This window comes from Butyrivibrio sp. XPD2006, assembly GCF_000420865.1.
Taxonomy (GTDB): Bacteria; Bacillota; Clostridia; order Lachnospirales; family Lachnospiraceae; genus Butyrivibrio.
This window is the reverse complement of record NZ_ATVT01000013.1, coordinates 80928-97082: the sequence shown is the minus strand read 5'-3', so window position 1 is coordinate 97082 and position 16155 is coordinate 80928. Positions and strand designations below refer to the sequence as shown.

Genomic DNA, 16155 nt, shown 5'->3' with positions numbered 1-16155 from the left:
CAATAATACGTTTACGTGAAATGATGTTACATACTTGTTTTTTTTGTAACGTCAAAGGGGGAAAGTGAAAAATTCAAAAGATTTATTAACAGAAATGCAGAAAAAAGAAGTTCTGAGAATGAATAACAAAGAGTCCAATCAGCTGACAAGAGAGTGTCTGCAGCTTTCACTTATGCATCTCATGAGTGAGCATCCGTACGAAAAGATTACAGTCAGTGATATCGTGCGCCGTGCCGGAGTATCCAGAACGGCATTCTATCGCAACTATACTGATAAACAAGATATTTTACATGAGCTTGGCGATAAAATGATAAGGCGCATAGCAGACATTAGTTCAAAACCGGAATTGCATGCGAACCCACACCAGTGGTTTGAAGATGTATTCCGTACTGTCCGCGAGGATAAGGATATACTCGCCCTGTTTGACCAGGCCGGAATCCTGCAGAGTGAGCTTTTTTCCGGCAAATCAATTTCAAAGCTTCTTTATCCTACAGCGGATACGGAGATCAATTATATCAGAATCGCCTCCGAAGCTGCATTTTTCCAAATACTAATCAGCTGGTTCAGGGATGGGATGAAGGAGGATGAAAAACAAATGGCTGATATCTGTGTGGATTTCTTTGAGAACAACATGAACAGGCTGCCATAAATAGTTTCCGCACTCAAATATCCCCCCTAGGGGCTTGTGAAGAGGTCTTTGTCATGCTAACCTTGCCAATGAAAAGAGGTATCAGCATGAATAACATTACCATCGCCGGCCATACTCTTGAGCCGGGCAAAACCATAAAGGACCACATTCACGTTGTCGGGACAGAGATACATATCCCCCACGTCATAATCTGCGGTGAAAAACCGGGTAAGACGGTCCTTATTACCGCCGGGATACACAATGCTGAATACGTAGGGATACAGGCAGCCATAGAGCTCTCCAATGAGATAGCTCCTGCTGACCTTACCGGCAATGTGATCATAATCCCCCTGGCCAACAGGTCCGGGTTCGAGAACAGAACCATGTCTTTAGTATTTGAAGATGGCAAGAACCTGAACAGGGTTTTCCCGGGAGACAAGGAAGGTACTGAAGCAGATCGCCTTGCTCATCTTCTGTTTGAGACTTTTATCAAGAATGTGGATGCCTACATTGACCTCCACAGCGGAGACGGATACGAGGCTCTCATCCCCTACGCATACTATGTCGGAGAAGCTCCTGCACATAAAGTGTCAAAAGAGATGATAGACTGTATCAACACTTCCTACTATGTAAGATCCACCTGTACTACCGGTGGTGCCTACAACCTGGCTTCCATGGCAGGAATCCCCAGCGTGCTTATAGAGCGTGGGCAGCTCAGTCTTTGCCCTCCCGAAGAAGTCCAGGCCGACAAAGAGGATGTTTACAATATTCTGAGATGCTTAGGATTACTTGAAGGAGAATATAAGACATACCCAAAGACAGAGCTTCGGGAATTAAGCGACATCGCCCCATGTACCGGCTGCTGGTATCCTTACAAAAAAGTTGGCGATAAGTTTAAAAAGGGAGAAAAGCTCGGAGAAATCCGGGACTATTTTGGAAAGACGATCCACACTGCCATCGCGGAAAACGACGGTGTTCTTACCTATCAGACAGCATCCTTAAGCATCATCAAGGATGGTCCGATGGTAACATACGGTGTAATACAAAAGGATGCAGGCTGACTGCATCCTTTTAGATTTTTACCTTTTTACATAAGTGAAGGTTGAGGCAACTCCCTTGCCCTCGTAAATACCTTCGATACCTTCATCAAGATCTTTTCTTGTTACTGCCATGTAGATTCCCTTTTTCTCAACGTTAAAGAAGATCTTTCCATTCTCATCAGTATTCAAAAATCTTTCAAAATACTCTTTTCCATCGTAGTGGACTACGATGCAGGAAGCACTCTTAACAGGGAACTTGTCAAAGATCAGTGTGAGATGAAGCACATCTGTGTCGCTCTCCCAGGGGTCAGGAATGAAGCTCACTCTGGACTCGTGGATGAAATCTATTGTGCCGCTCTTCTCTCCTACAGTGATGCAGGTCTCGTAAATCTGTGGATAGTTCTTGGCTTCAAGGATGTCAGGGTATGTTCGCCTGTCGCCTTCAAAATACTCGTCCTTCTCATTCCTTACATAGTTGTTGTCGTAGATGCACATCAGAGTATAAATCCCCGTAGATGTGGGAGTAAAACGAAGCTCATAGTAATCTCCCTGCTCATCAACCGGGCCCTTTACAGGGGTGATAGCAATCCTGTTGCCCTTTTCATCTGTGGCAAAGGCCCTTATCTCATCAAGGCGGAAGAACCCGTCAGGTCTCATATTGTGGCCCCACCTCATTATTCCGCAGACTTCTTCTCCCAGCTCATATACTGATTTATCTGTTACGATCCAGGCCTCATGCCCGTATACCATCATATCTGTTGTATCTATTCCGCGTCTCATATCTATATACCTCTTCCGATTTTAATATTCATCCATGCCATTTAGCACAGGCAATATCAATTCTCCCCAGACTTCTGTGCCTTTATAAGGAACATCCGATCCGGCATATAGAACTCATCCTTCTCGCCGTAGAGCCTGTCCCCTGCGCCAAGGTCAGTTTCTATATTCTCGAAACCAAGCCCTGCAAGAACTTCCTTATCCCACTGTGGTCTGTCCAGTGAACTGATAGTGAGCATGTGATAGATCTCATGGCACTCTCTGTCCATTGATTCGCTGACCTTTTTGTGGGCCAGGTTATCCTCCTGATTGTAATGATGGAACCCCTTGGCATATTCCGCGTCATAAATCAGCAAAATTCCCCCGGGCTTTAGAACCCTCTGCCATTCCTTATAAGCTTCTATCGGATGTGGCAGAGTCCAGGTGAGATTCCTGCTGACTACTACGTCAAAGCTCTCATCCGGAAAATCAGGGTGTTCCGCGTCCATGACCATGAGTTTAGCGCTAGAGTCATGCCTTTTCAAAAGATCCCTGCCCCGTTCTATCATGTCCGGAGTAAGGTCAATCCCTGTCACCTGGCAGGCAAAATCAGACAGAACCATTTCAAAATATCCTGTTCCGCAACCCACATCCAAGACAGAAAGCTTGTCCTCTTTAGAAAAGTATCTCAAAAACTCCGCCTGCCAGAGCTGCCTCTTATAGCTGTGGATCTCGTCATGCCTCTGCTCCGAAAAGCTCTCAGACCTTTTTGTCCAATATGATATTACTTTATCCTTGATCTCCTCTGATTCTTCTTCAAAAGAGATTTTTTCTAATTCACTCATATATACAGTTTCCTGTCTATCACAAATCGCATAAACATTGCAAATTTTAATAGAAAAAACAGAGGATGGCAAATGCTATCCCCTGTTTTTCAAACCATCATTAGTTAATATCAAGGTCTGCTGTTACTTCATAGTAGTCACATGCATGTGCTGTCCATCCTGTAACGTTTGACTTGGATATCATGTTCATCTGAAGGAATGAGCAGAATACATAAGCATTTTCGTCAAGAATTGCCTGCTGAAGATCAATTGCAAGCTGAGCACGCTTCGCAGTATCAAACTCTGTTGAAAGCTCTTCGATCATAGCACTTACTTCTTTATTCTCATATGCACCGAAATTATAGCTCATTTCCGGCAGGCAGCTTGTTGTAAAGAAGTACTGAGGATCTCCTGAAGGTGCTGTTACAAGTGCAGATGCGTAGATATCCCAGCTTGTCATATCTGCAAGGAATTCACGCCTGTTCGCTGTACAGTTGATATCAACCTCTATTCCAATATCCTTAAGAGAAGCCTGTGCTGACTCTGCAAGAAGCGGAAGCTCCTGGCGGCTAGGATATGTGAGCCATCTAATAGTAAGCTTTGTACCATTCTTTTCACGAATGCCATCTCCGTCAGAATCAACCCAGCCGGCTTTCTCAAGCACAGCTTTTGCTCCTTCTGGATCATAATCTTCTGTTGTGATCTTATCACCACCGAAGGTTGAGAAACCATCAGGGAAAGCACCATGGCCTACAACACCGTGTCCGTCAAGCAGATTGTCAACAAAGCCCTGCTTGTTGATGCCCATTGCGATTGCTTTTCTTACCGCATCATCCTTTATAATGTCACTTGTCATGTTCATTGAGCCAAAGAAAGCTCTTGATGTCTGGATACTTGAGAACTGATAATTACCATTTTCGAAATTAGGATATGCCTCATAAGCCATACCATAAGCAGCATCAATATCACCTGCCTGAAGAGCTGCAGAAAGTGTGTCACCATCTGAAAGAGTACGGATGGTAAGCTGACTGAGCTTAGGCGTTCCATTCCAATAATACTGGTTGGGTTCAAGTGTGAGGTGATCATCTGTTACCATATCCACAGCAACATAAGGGCCGGTTCCAACAGCCACTCCGGCATCAAAATCAGAAGCATCAACATCAATGATACATCCGTAAGGATCACCAAGATAGTTCATAAGTGCAGGATTAGGTTCTGATGTTGTGATTGTAAGAATCTGTCCCTCTGCCTTAATGTCAGCGATCTTTGTATCACTGGGTGCACGATCGTGGTTCTCAAGAAGGTGTTCAAAGCACTGCTTTACAGCTTCTGCATCCATATCACGTCCACTGGAAAACTTTACTCCATCCCTGAGTGTGATGGTCCAGGTGAGATTTCCATCGTTTTCCCATGCAGTAGCAAGCCAGGGCTCAAGCTCCATGGTATCGGTATAGTGTACCAGTGTCTCGCCTACACCATAACGAATGCATGGCCATCCATTGTAGGTCCTGTGAGGATCTATCGTCTCCTCCCAGTTCTCAGCGTTAAATGTTGTGTCACCTATGACCATAGTCTTGGCAACATCAGATGTCGTCTCTGAAGTGTTTGCAGAGGTATCTGCTGCCACCTCTGTCTGAGCATTTGTGTCAGTGGAAGTAGTGCTCTCCACAGCCGTTGGGGTGCTCTTGCCACAGCCAATGAGCATTGTCATAGTCAGTGTCAGTGTCAAAAACACAGATAAAGTTTTTTTCATCCTTTCTTCCTTTCTTCACTTTTTCATAATATTTACAAAACGCTATCAATAAGTCGTCTTGTATACGCATCCTTCGGGTTCCGGATTATCTCATCCGGCGTTCCCTGCTCTACTAACCTTCCCTTGTAAAAAACAAGTACCCTGTCGCAGAATTGCTGAACCAGCGCAATATCATGACAGATAAATAAAATAGAAAGCTCCTCCCCGTGCTCCATTCTGAGCTTATTCAAAAGCTCAAGTATTTCTTTTTGTATAGTTACATCAAGAGCTGATGTAGCTTCATCGCATATAAGCAGACTCGGCTTTATTGCAAGAGCTCTTGCTATTGCAGCCCTCTGACACTGTCCACCGCTGACCTGATGTGGATAACGGTCCGCAAACTCCTCGGACAGGCCACACTCAGAAAGTAGTTCAATAACTCTTTTTCTGGCATCCCTTTTGGAAAAGTCGTTATTTCTGAGGCTCTCACCTATGCCATCACCAAGTCTGCATCTTGGGTCGAAGGACTCTTGCGGGGTCTGAAAAACCATCTGCATCTTTTTATAAACCTTCCGCAGCTCTCTTCCTGACGCCTTTGTAATATCCTCGTTATCAAGAATAATGGTGCCCTCCGTCGGATCGAGAAGTCTTGATATCATATTTACGATAGTTGTCTTTCCGCTACCACTCTCACCGATTATTCCAAGGCACTCGCCTCTCATGAGCTCAAAGCTGGCATGATCAACTGCCACAAAATCGTCTTTCCCATTGCCGGAAAAAACTTTGGTGAGATTATCAACCTTTAGAATAGGATCCATCTATGCTCTCCTCAACCTGGGTACTGCATCCATCAATTTTCTTGTATATTCTTCCTTTGGATCTGTGATGACCTGTGAGGTATCTCCGTATTCCACCATTTTTCCATCCTTCATAACAAGAACCTTGTCGGCCATAGCTCCTATAACACCGATATTATGTGTCACCAGCACAATCGTTGTTCCAAAGTTATTCCGAGCCATAAGCATTTCGTCAACAACCTGCTTCTGAACAGACACGTCAAGAGCAGAGGTTGGCTCGTCAGCAAAAATAATACCGGGATTTGAAAGCAGGGCAACTGCGATCCCGACACGCTGCTGCATACCACCCGACAATTCAAAAGGATAACTTTCCAGTATCCTGTCTCCATCCTCAAATCCTATCTTGCTGAATACATTGATAGCTCTTTTCCTGAATTCTTCCTTAGTTATGCTCTTGTGTTCAGTCATACTCTCATACAACTGAGCTCCTACTGTTCTGATTGGGCAAAAAGCACTTCCTGAGTTTTGGAATATCATCCCCAGTTCCTGACCATTTAGCTTGCGTATTTCAGCCTGAGAAAGATCTGCCAGATTTATATCCTTATAATAGATATCTCCACGGGTAACAAGGCCTGCATCTCCCAATAGTCCCATAGCCGCTTTGATCAGTGTAGACTTGCCTGAGCCGCTTTCTCCTACAATACCAAGAATCTCTCCCTGATTCACAGAAAAGCTGATATCACTTACAGCCTGCATGCCGTTATAAGAAATATCCACATGTTCGTATCTTAAGATCGGATCACTCATTTATCTACCTCCCCTGCTTCTGGGGTCTGCATAATCTCTGATGGTATCACCAAGAAGATTGAAGACCATAACGGAGATAAAAATAGCAAATCCGGGTGATAGAGTAACCCATGGGGCTGTTGTCAGAAGGCTTCTGGTATCGCTCATCATACTACCCCATTCAGCTGTAGGAGGCTTCGCTCCAAGTCCCAAAAAGCTTAGTCCTGCAAGCTCCATCATCATTGTTCCTATATCAAGCATGGAGGTTACAAGTATGGGACCGATAATATTGGGCAAAATATGTTTAAAGATTATCTTTACGGTACTGCTTCCTGACAGCTTGGCCGCCTTAAGGTATGGCGTTTCTTTTTGCGCCAGCGTCTGGCTCCTGGCTATTCTGGCATACTTAGGCCACGATATCGCAGCAAGGGCAATAATGGCATTTTGCAGACCACCGCCAAGTACACCTGCAACAGCAAGTGCAAAAACCAGTCCCGGAAATGCCAGGAACATATCAGAAATACGCATGAGCACAACATCAATAAATTTGCCATGCCAACCACAGAAAACTCCAACGCAGGTTCCAATGGCTGTTATGATGGCAACCAAAAGAAGTGTTGAATAAATGCTGGCTCTGCTCCCGACGATAACTCTTGAAAGCATATCTCTTCCATAACGGTCAGTTCCAAATAAATGCGCAGGAGTGGGTGCTGCCTTGGCATTGTTAAGATCCTGAATGTATGGATCATAAGGAGTCAGATACTCTGCGAAAATGGAAGCAAGCAATAGAAGTAATGCCAGCACGCCAAATATGATCAGGCGGGTTCGCACTGAGTTTTTTCTGATTTTCTGTTTTCTTACTGTTACTTCAGGCATCTTCACTCACCCCCAGTCTTATACGTGGATCAAGGGCATGATAGAGAAGATCCGTAATAAGGTTTACGCAAACATAAATAATTGCCATCCAGACAACATAAGCCTGAATCAGCGGGTAATCACGCATTGTAATGGAGTCAACTGCCAGCTTTCCAACTCCGTCCCACATGAAAATGCTCTCTATTATTGCAGTACCTCCAAGAAGACTGCCTATAGAAAGTGCCAGAAGCGTAATGATTGTAAGCATCGATGATTTAATGACGCTCTTCCAAAGGATTACATGATTTCTTACACCACGGGCTTTGGCTCCCGTAACGTAGTCTTTGTTCAGTTCCTCAAGAACCGTTGCCCTTACCTGCCTCATATACTTGGCGGACATAGCTATGGCCAGTGTCAGCGTCGGCATGATGGCGCTTCTTAAGGTAGTGCCGTTGGATATAACAGGAAGCCATCCCAGTTTAATCGAAAGCAGCTGCATAAGCAGTAACGCCACAAAGAAATTGGGAAGTGAATTACCTATAAAACTTAAGAATCTGAGAATATAATCAACTATTCTGTCATGATTGACCGCTGCCAATACTCCCAGCGGAATGGAAATAAGAATTGTAGCAATAATTGACAGTAACGTTAAAAGAAGCGTTGCCGGAAGCTTGGCTACAAAAGTGTCAAACACGTTCTTTCCGGACACGTAACTGACACCCATATCTCCCCTAAGCATTCCGGTAAGCCACGAGAAATACTGCTCAATAAAGGGCCTGTCCAGTCCCAGTTCAGCCCTCTTTGCATCGATGATCTCCTGCGCAACCGCGCCTTTATCGCCATACAATTCAGTTATTGCATCGCTTCCTGCAATTCTCATCATAGCGAAGGAAAGCAGAGTAATACCAAACAACACAGGTATAAGTTGAATCAATCGATGAATCACGTATTTTTTCACTATATAATCTCCCTCTGACCATAAATAATCAGCCCATTATGATTATATAATCTCAAAACACTAGCTGTAACCCCGTAGGGGGGTTTTATTGTATTAACAAAATATTAACTTAACATAAACGATATATTATTCCTTAACACATCGCAGAACAAATTAAGTTTGCTGTAATCTTCTCACTCTCAGTCAGCGGTTTAAATGTTCAATTAGCATAAAGCTTGTCCATTACCATCATCGGTATCTTTTCGGATAAGAATCATTCATAATCCGCCATGACCAGATTAGTGCCAGCTTAATACCCCTTAACATATTATTCATTTCATCCTCTAGTAAGGATACAGATTTTTCAGAATGCCAGCTGAAAAATCACGTTGATTGTCACCATTAAGAGAATACCCAAGCATATTGCTGTAAGTGTGGGCTGTAGTCTGCATCTTTAACTATGTGAAACTCCCTTCTCCCACCGGGACACAGCCTTGTTAGTTACTCCCAGCAAATCTCCTAATTCAGTTTGTGTATAACCCTTTCGGATCCGAGCCTCTTTAATGAGCTTTCCAGTTTTCTCTTTGTCCACAGATTAGCCCTCCTATAACAAAGATGCTATATTTCTCTTAAAAGCGCAATCTATTGTAGCGAGAATCCACATTTTAAGCATGATTGGTGTGTTAGATTTAACTCAACAATTCATTAAATATATGCTATCATTTTCGATTTGCGTTTGGTGCAAATTTTATAAATATCCTGTAAATTTTATGCTGCCATTGGCACCTGCCTCTTATGGACGAGCTCATACAGTTCAAATGCCAGCGCCTCTGCAGCCTTGAAGTCCTTTATCTTCTGTCCTCTGACCTGCCATAATCTATAATTGTCACAATATATCCCCCAGCTGTCATATCTCCCTCTCACAAGAGTAATGTATGTCCCCTTGTATTTTTTGCTGTATGTGCCCTTTGCCGGATTATATTTCCAGGGCTTTTTCAGAAAATTCTTCTTGCGAAGAAGCTTGTTCTTAAGGGCATTTTCATTTTTCCTTGGGCTCTCATAATCTCCAGACATCTTCTCCGCACATACACAGCCCACCCTAAGTTCTCTGAAATAACTTTCATGCCTCATGATGTGAACATACCGGATTTTCTCATTTCCGCACATTTCACACTGCTCATAATCAATTTCATCGCTGGACGAAGCTCCATCCCCAACATCAATTACTCCTTCACACTTCCAGCCACTGTGCGGTACTCCCTTAACATCCCATAAATTCATCGCTATCTCCCCCTCTTCTTCAAGACGCTAGTATATTGCTGAGTTTGTCTGTAATATCCTCAATCGCAACACCCACTGCAACCGCGCCAAAAGTCACAAGGAATGCCGCAAAAGAGAATGCAACTCCCATAAACACTGCATCCCACATTTTCATACTAATGTACATCACGATTATTCCCAGCATCAGCAAGTAAAACAGACCAAGAATCAAACAGCCGATCTTGGACAGAACACCTACCCAACTCTTGATAAAGCACATGATCAAAAATACCGGAAACAATGCAATTTTCAGTAAAAGCTTTAAGATAAGCATAATCAACCCTCCATCAATTCTTGATTTTCAGTTACGCCGAAGCCATATCTCATACCATGATTGACTTCAGCAGTTATCTGTGCAACGTGTGTTGTAGACACGTTATACAGCATCGTCAGCAAATATGCTCTCGGATTCTTTGGCACCTCAGTAAGGTTTTTCCAGCTTGCTACAACATCCTCGATGAGCATGTTGTCAAGCTTCATGAATCTCCCCTTTACCGAGTTGGTTTCCCTTTCTTCACTTCCAACCCATATCTTTGGGCGGTTTGAAGTGAGAACGTCAACCAAAAGGTCCTCTATGCCCCTTATTATCCCTTCATCGTCAGGGAATCTCTCACACAGTACATCAGTCCCAATATCCTCTCTGACATAAGCTCTTGTTGCCTTTTCTTCATCCTCTGATTCCATCCCATCCATCTGCGAAGCCATACTGTTACTGGGATAGATACGGATAAGATTATTATTATAATTATTTTTATTAATATTATTTTTATTAATATTATTTTTATTACGTCCCAATTCCTGGTACTCTGGAGAACCAAGACCAGTGACTTCCAAGTCCCGGTTCTGACCTCGGCGGTTCAATTCCTGGTATTCAGAAACATCCTCTTTTTGGCTTGAATCACAAATTGTGAACTTATGGGCTTTTTCCAATTTTTGGTTTTCAGACTCATTTGCATCCACGTTATGTTCTGCTTCAACTATTCTCATGACATAAATACGTGATGGCTTTCCCTGTCCCATCTTCACACGCTCTATCAAACCAATCCCTTTTTCAGAATCCAGTTCGTCAAAAAGCTTATATACTGTATTCTTACTTAATCCCGTTGCCTCATGAACATCTTCCCAATCGTAGAAAACATAGGTTTTTCCTTCCTTATCCACCATGTTATTGATTGCAGAAAGCTTCATTCTGTCCAATAGTAACGCATACAGATATCTTGCATTGACCGATACCTTGTTCAGCACAGGATCACTGTGAAAACATTTGGGAATTGCCATATAGCTGTTTGATATCGGTTCCCTCCCATTAAAATACTCAAATTTCATTTTATTTATTCTCCCCCTTCCCTATTCCAGAGATGCAATTTTTGCACCTCTGGAACAGCTTTCATCATCCTTGTAAATAAAGTTCTTCACGTAGTACAGATTAGGTTTTCCCTGACCTCTTATACAGATATCAATAATTCCGATATCTTCCAATTGCTTCAGTGCTGTGCTGATTGTTCTTGTTGAAAGTCCAATATCTTTATGCATCTGTTCAAGTGGATATACCACGTAAAGCCTACCTTCTTCATCCCGCCAGCCGTTTCTATTTGCCAGCCTTATCCTTTGTAGTAGGATTCCATATACAACCTTTGCTTCTATAGACAGTGGTTCAAACGCATCGTCAATAAACATAAGCAGTGGAATTTCTACCATGGCATACTGAAATGCCTGTCGTCCATAATGATAATCAAGTTTCATCTGCCATTTCCTCCTGTTCTTCCTTCCATTTTGCAAGAAGCTCAAGGATAACCTTTTCACGCTCCCTTGAAGACATATGGGAAGGGAAATACTTATTTAATTTTCTTTCTGACAATGAGACCTTTCCGTTTGTTTTAGGCTCAGGCAACGCACTGTTCAAAACCTGTATAACTGGGTACTGTTGCATATTTTCAAGATTCTTCTGCGCCTTAAGCGCTTCTATCTGTTCTGGTCTGAGAATGCCATTTTCTTTTCGGTATTCATAGATCCACTTCTGGACTTCCTTATCAAAGAAAGAAATATCATATCCCATTCCTATTGAAATTACTTTTTCATCAACCATCTGCATCAGTTCAGGAATCAGATCTGTGAGCTTTACATATTTTCTGACCTGCCTATCTCTAAGACCAAATTCTTCACCGACGGCATCGCCAGTCAACTTTCGGCACTCAGTACCAGAAGTATCTTCGAGGTCAGTTCTTCTTCCCTGTCGCTTAACAACATCCATCTTCATTTTCAGTGAGTATGCTCTCTCACTAGGCAAAATCTCTTCTCTTTGTACATTGGAATCAACCATAACTATTACCGATTCATCATCTGTCATTTCCTTTACAATTGCCGGCACAACCTCAAGCCCCACTAATTTAGCAGCATGCATCCTTCTGTGACCTGAAACCATTTCATAACCGCCCTGGTTGTCCGGTCTTACAAGAACCGGAGACAAAATACCATTAGCCTTGATACTCTCTACAAGTTCCGCCATCTTATCATCATCAACCACCTTAAAAGGGTGATCTTTAAATGGATGTATCTTTTCAATCCTTATTTCTTCTGTACCATCTTTAATTGAAGGAGCTCCAAGAAGCTCATCTACTGATTCAAAATGTATCTTTTCTCTTTTAGCAGCCATATCTGATTACCCCCTTCATGAATTATCTGCGACAAACTCTGTAAGTTCACTATAGGCACTTGCCACCTTGCCTTTTGGATCATATTCATATATGCTTTTACTCATAGCAGATGTTTCACTTGCTCTGATTGATAGCGGAATCTCCGTAGGAAGGACTCGGAGGCTTTTTCCATATACTTCATTAACCTCTGCAATAATTTCCTTAGCATAGTTGGTTCTCTTATCAACCATAGTTAATAGAATTCCTTCAATCTCAAGCTTTGAATTAAGTCTGCGCTTTACTGTATAGATGGTCTTAAGCAGTGCCTGAAGACCCTTTACAGGAAGAAACGCTGCGGCACAGGGTATGAGGCAAGTGTCAGCGCAAGCAAGAGCATTTACGGTCATAACACCCAGAGATGGCATGCAATCAATGATGATGTATGAATACTGGTCCTTTATCTGTTCCACATAATCCCTAAGTACCAGCTCTCTGCTCATTACGTTTACAAGTGATACCTCTGCAGCGGATAATCCGATATTTGAAGGAAGAAGATCTACGTTCTCACTGTGGTGCATGATAGCGAAACCTTCCGGAATATCTTCCTCATTAACAATCTTCTCGATAACATCAACGATAGTGAGTTCAAGGCTGTCCGGATCCTTATATCCCATGCAGATAGAAAGGCTCCCTTGTGGATCGTTATCAATTAAAAGTACCTTATGCCCCTTGTTTGCAAGTCCTATTCCAAGATTCATAGCAGTTGTGGTTTTAGCTACGCCACCTTTCTGATTTGCGATTGCGATTACTTTGCACATACTTTTTTCCTCCCATCTTTTCCATTTTTTCTTAAGTAGTCCTCAAAGATTGCCCTGTTTATGAGAACCTTTTTATGAAGTTTGTAAAAGGCACCGGACCTGTCTGCCACACGAGTAACTGCCCTGTAGCTCATCTTGTAGTAATCAATGGCCATGTTGTAGGTGATAAAACTTCTCTGGGCAAACAGAATATCTTCATCATCAATCTGATCCGAGAACATCCATATTGTTCCGAACATATTCAGCCCTCCCTCTCTTCCAAAACTTTTTTCTCCCGATTACCATTTGTTTGATACATTCCCGCAGGCTGGTGGAATCTCTCAAGATACTCATCAAAGATGTCTCTGTTGATCAGAACGGTTCCTTCTCTTCTGTAAATCGCTCCTGCCTGGTCTGCCATCTCAAGAATTTTCTTATGCTCAAGGCTGTAAACAATTTCTGCATCCCTATATCTGAGCCACTTTTTCCTCAAGGTACGCATCACTACTTTTTCCTGGACTATAACTTCCCGGTTAAATGGACTGTTTTTCTCATTCTCATTTTCAAGTTCGCCAACGTAATCACGGTTATCATCAAAATACGGTCTGTCTTCTTTTTTTCTTTTCATGTATGATGTCCTCCTTATTTTTTATGTGCTGAAGAACCATCCATGAATCAGCCAACAAAAAGAGCTACTTCTTAGAATTTTGTTTTCTAAAAAGTAGCTCTTATAACCTTTTGTAAAGTTATCGAAAAAAAGTTTTCTGTTTTTAACGGTGCGCCTCTGAGCGCATCTACAAACCTCTAAATTCATCTCCCGTTTGTCAGGAGTTTGTCAAAATGCCATTCCTTATCTCAAAAACCCTCATGAATACTGGGCTTATCACTTCATGGACTTAAGTGTCGGGAAGAGCAAAACATCTCTTATGGTTGCACTGTCAGTTAACAGCATGCAGAGTCTGTCGATACCGTATCCGATACCACCTGTAGGAGCCATACCAACTTCGAGGGCGTTGAGGAAGTCCTCGTCTGTGTGCTCAGCCTCTTCGTCGCCGGCTGCTGCGTTGGCATCCTGAGCTGCGAAACGCTCACGCTGATCGATAGGATCGTTGAGCTCTGAGTATGCGTTGCACATCTCCCATGTGTTGATGAAGAGCTCGAAACGCTCAACCTTCTCAGGATCTGTAGGCTTCTTCTTGGTAAGAGGTGAAATTGCAAGAGGGTGATCCATGATGAATGTAGGCTGGATCAGGTTCTTCTCGCAGAACTCCTCGAAGAAGAGGTTGATGATGTCGCCCTTGGTGTGACGATCTTCAAATTCGATGTGGTGCTCCTTGGCAAGAGCCTTAGCTTCCTCATCGGTCTTAACTGCATCGAAATCGATGCCTGCGTACTTCTTGATGGCATCATTCATTGTAAGACGCTCGAAAGGCTTGCCGAGGTCGATCTCGTTGTCGCCGTACTTGATAAGTGTTGTACCGCAAACCTTCTCAGCCAGGTAACGGAACATGGACTCTGTGAGTTCCATCATTCCCTCATAATCTGTATATGCCTGGTAGAGCTCCATAAGTGTGAACTCTGGGTTGTGTCTTGTATCTACACCCTCATTTCTGAATACACGTCCGATCTCGTATACTCTCTCGAGACCGCCGACGATAAGTCTCTTAAGGTAAAGCTCAAGAGAGATACGAAGCTTACGCTCCTCATCCAGGGCATTGTAGTGTGTGATGAATGGTCTTGCAGCTGCTCCGCCTGCGTTCTCAACAAGCATAGGAGTCTCAACTTCAAGGAAGTCACGCTCTGCAAGGAAGTTACGGATCTCGCGAAGGATAGCACTTCTCTTCTTGAAAGTCTCCTTAACCTCTTCATTCATGATAAGGTCAACGTAACGCTGTCTGTATCTGATCTCTGTATCTGTAAGTCCGTGGAACTTCTCAGGAAGTGGCATAAGAGACTTGGATAAAAGAGTCAGCTCTTTTACATGAACTGAAATCTCACCGGTCTTGGTTCTGAAAGCAAAGCCCTTAACACCGATGATGTCACCGATATCCATCTTCTTGAAATCAGCATAAGCCTCGTCTCCAAGATCGTTTCTTGAAACGTAGAGCTGCATGCGTCCGTCTCTGTCCTGAAGGTTAGCAAAAGATGCCTTACCCATTACACGCTTGCTCATCATACGACCTGCAAGGGATACAAGCTTGTCTGCAGGGATATCTGACATAGGAACTACTACTGCCTTACCCTCTTCGTCTACAGGAGCTACAAACTCGAGAGCCTCGAAGTTATCTCTTACCTGCTGTGTGTGATGTGTCTGGTCGTATTTTACGATCTGGAAAGGATCTCTTCCCTGAGCCTGAAGCTCGGAGAGCTTATCTCTTCTTACCTGGCGAAGACGTCCAACGTCCTCTGCAGGTGCATTCTGCTGATTGTTCTGCTGATTATTCTCTGCCACCTTTTTTCCTCCGTAATATATGTCTTTCATATTGTACAAAGAGCCGACGAATTGCTATCGCCGGCTCGTGTTATCTAAAGTCTCTTATCAGACCTCTGATCTCTGAATGCCAAGTACCTTATACTTGAAGACACCAGCCTGTGTCTCTACAGAAACTGTCTGTCCCTTCTTAGCACCGATGAGTGCCTTACCAACAGGTGACTCGTTTGAGATCTTGCCCTTAAGGCTGTTTGCCTCTGATGAACCTACGATCTTGTATTCAATCTCCTCGTCGAACTCAAGATCTTTAAGCTTAACTGTGCATCCGATGCTGATCTTGTTAATGTCAACATCTGAATCATCTATAACCTCTGCGTTCTTGAGGATCTTCTCGATAACTTCAATTCTTGCTGCGATATCACGCTGCTCGTCTTTAGCTGCGTCGTACTCGGCATTCTCAGAAAGGTCGCCCTGCTCTCTTGCTTCCTTAAGTTTCTCAGCAACCTCTTTGAGCTTGACTGTCTTGAGCTCGTGGAGCTCTTCCTCGTACTTGGCAAGTCCTTCTTTTGTTAAAATGTTCTTCTTAGCTTCCATAACAATCTGCCCTACCCTTCATAAT

Annotated in this window: 20 protein-coding genes; 2 read left to right on the top strand and 18 right to left on the bottom strand. The window is 43.2% G+C overall.

Translation table 11 applies throughout. The features are described from left to right. The first annotated feature begins 118 nt into the window (after nt 1-118). Nucleotides 119-649: a TetR/AcrR family transcriptional regulator gene (locus G590_RS0114140; RefSeq protein WP_196802503.1), complete on the top strand. Its 531-nt coding sequence runs from the start codon at nt 119-121 to the stop codon at nt 647-649. Nucleotides 650-735: 86 nt separating this feature from the next. After that, nucleotides 736-1689 (top strand): M14 family metallopeptidase, encoded by a 954-nt coding sequence (locus G590_RS0114135; RefSeq protein ID WP_022766315.1) that lies wholly within the window; start codon nt 736-738, stop codon nt 1687-1689. Between the two features lie 18 nt (nt 1690-1707). Here the strand turns inward: G590_RS0114135 and G590_RS0114130 are convergent, their stop codons facing one another. From G590_RS0114130 to greA, 18 genes are all read right to left on the bottom strand, one after another. After that, nucleotides 1708-2448 (bottom strand): DUF4198 domain-containing protein, encoded by a 741-nt coding sequence (locus G590_RS0114130; protein ID WP_022766314.1) that lies wholly within the window; start codon nt 2446-2448, stop codon nt 1708-1710. Between the two features lie 56 nt (nt 2449-2504). Then, the gene (locus G590_RS0114125; protein ID WP_255344700.1) at nt 2505-3341 is read right to left on the bottom strand and encodes a class I SAM-dependent methyltransferase; all 837 of its coding nucleotides are present in this window, start codon (nt 3339-3341) and stop codon (nt 2505-2507) included. Between the two features lie 28 nt (nt 3342-3369). Further along, a complete protein-coding gene (locus tag G590_RS0114120; RefSeq protein ID WP_022766312.1) occupies nt 3370-5001 on the bottom strand; it encodes an ABC transporter substrate-binding protein in 1632 nt (543 codons plus the stop codon). Nucleotides 5002-5033: 32 nt separating this feature from the next. Continuing rightward, nucleotides 5034-5798 carry an ABC transporter ATP-binding protein gene (locus G590_RS0114115; protein WP_022766311.1) on the bottom strand — a complete coding sequence of 255 codons (765 nt, stop codon included), beginning with the start codon at nt 5796-5798 and terminating at the stop codon, nt 5034-5036. Further along, entirely contained in the window at nt 5799-6584 is a 786-nt protein-coding gene (locus G590_RS0114110) for an ABC transporter ATP-binding protein (RefSeq protein ID WP_022766310.1), read from the bottom strand. It abuts the gene before it with no gap. After that, a complete protein-coding gene (gene nikC, locus G590_RS0114105; RefSeq protein WP_022766309.1) occupies nt 6585-7439 on the bottom strand; it encodes a nickel transporter permease in 855 nt (284 codons plus the stop codon). It abuts the gene before it with no gap. Then, nucleotides 7432-8376 (bottom strand): nickel ABC transporter permease, encoded by a 945-nt coding sequence (nikB, locus tag G590_RS0114100; protein ID WP_022766308.1) that lies wholly within the window; start codon nt 8374-8376, stop codon nt 7432-7434. Before nikB ends, nikC begins: the two co-directional genes overlap by 8 nt. Before the next feature lie 433 nt (nt 8377-8809). Further along, complete coding sequence (locus tag G590_RS0114095; protein ID WP_022766307.1) at nt 8810-8947, bottom strand: helix-turn-helix transcriptional regulator; 138 nt, start codon at nt 8945-8947, stop codon at nt 8810-8812. A gap of 176 nt (nt 8948-9123) precedes the next feature. Next, nucleotides 9124-9636: a hypothetical protein gene (locus G590_RS20835; RefSeq protein WP_022766306.1), complete on the bottom strand. Its 513-nt coding sequence runs from the start codon at nt 9634-9636 to the stop codon at nt 9124-9126. 19 nt (nt 9637-9655) lie between these two features. Further along, complete coding sequence (locus G590_RS0114085; protein ID WP_022766305.1) at nt 9656-9949, bottom strand: hypothetical protein; 294 nt, start codon at nt 9947-9949, stop codon at nt 9656-9658. A 2-nt stretch (nt 9950-9951) separates the two neighbouring features. Beyond that, a complete protein-coding gene (locus tag G590_RS0114080; RefSeq protein WP_022766304.1) occupies nt 9952-11001 on the bottom strand; it encodes a replication initiator protein A in 1050 nt (349 codons plus the stop codon). A 21-nt stretch (nt 11002-11022) separates the two neighbouring features. Further along, entirely contained in the window at nt 11023-11418 is a 396-nt protein-coding gene (locus G590_RS19690; RefSeq protein WP_022766303.1) for a replication initiator protein A, read from the bottom strand. Then, nucleotides 11408-12328, bottom strand: a complete 921-nt coding sequence (locus G590_RS0114070; protein WP_022766302.1) for a ParB/RepB/Spo0J family partition protein — start codon at nt 12326-12328, stop codon at nt 11408-11410. Before G590_RS0114070 ends, G590_RS19690 begins: the two co-directional genes overlap by 11 nt. Nucleotides 12329-12343: 15 nt before the next feature. Further along, the gene (locus tag G590_RS0114065; protein WP_022766301.1) at nt 12344-13126 is read right to left on the bottom strand and encodes a ParA family protein; all 783 of its coding nucleotides are present in this window, start codon (nt 13124-13126) and stop codon (nt 12344-12346) included. Then, nucleotides 13114-13365 (bottom strand): DUF6462 family protein, encoded by a 252-nt coding sequence (locus tag G590_RS0114060; protein WP_022762244.1) that lies wholly within the window; start codon nt 13363-13365, stop codon nt 13114-13116. Before G590_RS0114060 ends, G590_RS0114065 begins: the two co-directional genes overlap by 13 nt. A 2-nt stretch (nt 13366-13367) precedes the next feature. Beyond that, on the bottom strand, nt 13368-13733 hold the full coding sequence (locus G590_RS19685) for a DUF6462 family protein (protein WP_022766300.1): 366 nt from the start codon (nt 13731-13733) through the stop codon (nt 13368-13370). Nucleotides 13734-13988: 255 nt separating this feature from the next. Further along, nucleotides 13989-15557 (bottom strand): lysine--tRNA ligase, encoded by a 1569-nt coding sequence (lysS, locus tag G590_RS0114050; RefSeq protein ID WP_022766299.1) that lies wholly within the window; start codon nt 15555-15557, stop codon nt 13989-13991. Between the two features lie 87 nt (nt 15558-15644). After that, a complete protein-coding gene (gene greA / locus G590_RS0114045; protein ID WP_022766298.1) occupies nt 15645-16130 on the bottom strand; it encodes a transcription elongation factor GreA in 486 nt (161 codons plus the stop codon). Between the last annotated feature and the right edge of the window lie 25 nt (nt 16131-16155).